The organism is Psychrobacter sp., assembly GCF_036731945.1.
In the GTDB taxonomy this organism is placed as follows: domain Bacteria; phylum Pseudomonadota; class Gammaproteobacteria; order Pseudomonadales; family Moraxellaceae; genus Psychrobacter.
This window is the reverse complement of the sequence record NZ_DAINDI010000005.1, coordinates 62612-64402: the sequence shown is the minus strand read 5'-3', so window position 1 is coordinate 64402 and position 1791 is coordinate 62612. Positions and strand designations below refer to the sequence as shown.

At 44.0% G+C, this 1791-nt stretch carries 2 protein-coding genes; both read left to right on the top strand.

What is annotated here, in order from left to right:
- Positions 1 to 1260, top strand: a 1260-nt coding sequence (locus V7D75_RS02015) for a glycosyltransferase family 2 protein (RefSeq protein ID WP_333613202.1), incomplete at its 5' end; no start/stop codon positions are given.
- Between the two features lie 79 nt (positions 1261 to 1339).
- Positions 1340 to 1791 (top strand): glycosyltransferase (locus tag V7D75_RS02010; RefSeq protein WP_333613201.1); only part of this gene is annotated, 452 nt, incomplete at its 3' end.

Sequence of the window (1791 nt, the reverse complement as noted above, 5' to 3'; positions counted from 1 at the left end):
GCGTTGGGGCTTATGAATCCAGACTGCTCACACATTGTGGTGGTCGATAGTGATTATCAAGCCTTGCCCCAAGCCAGAGACTCGATTGCCCACGCTATTAAGCAATATCCAAACCATACGCTTTTACAGTTTCCACAGTTTTACCGCAGTGCTGGGCAAGTGGACACGCACAGCGAGCTTAACCATTACTTTAATCATCACTTATATCGCCCCTTTAATCGTAAGCGTGCACTATCAACAGGCACTTATGCAGTGATACGCCGCGCAGATCTTTTGAGCTTAGGCGGTTGGTCGGGTGCCTCGATTACCGAAGATGCGCAAATGGGCGTCTTGATGCATAAAAAAGGGTTTCGCAGTCAGTTCATACCAGAAGTCATTGCGACAGGTCTCTTACCTACCTCGTTAAATGATTTAATGTGTCAGCGTCGGCTCTGGATTTATGGCAATATGCAGGTGTTAAGCAACTATTTTGCAATAGACTTGCCCACTAAAACCCAAGATACGAAAAGTCTGGGTAAACGTTTAGCGTATACGCGCGCGCATCTCTCGCAGCTCAGTGCTTGGATAAACTTCACTGGTTTATTTATATTTTTGCAGCTGGCGACCTTATTTATCCTTGGCTACGCACTTCTAAAAGCTCAGTTCTCGGACGTCACGCCTAACATGTCCCTACTCACGCCTTTGTACGTCGTTTATGCCAGCTATGGCGTTTTTATCATAAGGCGATTATGGGCATATTTACAGGATAAAGCGCCACTAAACAGACAGCTTAATCAAAACCATCAGTCTAGTATCAAAATGCGTGTCAGAGCATGGCTGATGCATCTGAACTTTTGGGAGCTTGGCGCGCTATCTTGGTTGCCTGTGTTATGGGGTAGTGAAAAACCCTTTGTCTGTACGCCAAAGCAAGCATACATTCGCACTCAAAGCTCATTACGTCGTGCAAATATGGTGGCGTTACCCAAGCTGATTTTGCTGCTTAATATCATCACTGCCGTTATAGTGGCACCGTTTTCGCCGCTTTATTCTCCGCTATTATTTATCTGTGCGTTGTTGGTTTGTACGTTAAAAATCGGCGCCGCAAAAGTGGCATTTGATAACTTTAGGGTCTCTGAGAAAAATCTGTCCACTATTAGTATTAAGTCTAAACCTACGGTTGCCTTGGCTACTAGTCAGCCTCGCAAACCAACCAAAAGTCTAAAGCCACTGCAACCTGAAATGCATACGACATTTGAAGACAAAAAGATTATTAATTCTTAATAGTTAGCTTTAGGCATTGATTTTATTAAATCCTTTTTTACTTATTTACCATAATCGCTCGTTTTACTTTGAGGTACTTATGCCCGTTGCTGACCCTGTTAATTTTATAGATGCTATTGATAATAATGCTGAACGCCCTGCCTCTTTAGCGGATAAACCTTTACGCATTGCGATGATTGCTCATTGTTTATATCCTATTGCGCAGCCCTTTGCTGGCGGGCTTGAGATGATTACTCAGCTTATATGTGATGAGCTTGTTGCCCAAGGTCATGAGGTTTTACTTTATGCGCATAAAGACAGTCAAACGCGGGCCCGCCTCGTTCCAATGCTAACCCGAGAAGCATTTGATAAAACTGTCTATCCGAATGAGCATGAGAATTTAGGCATGAGCCGTGAGGAGATGTATCAGTATTTGGTCTATCAAGATGTGCTACGCGATATTATCGAGCGCGATGAACGTGGTGAGATTGACATCGTGCATAATCACAGCTTACATCATATCCCGATGATGACCGGTCAAGCGTTTGGCTC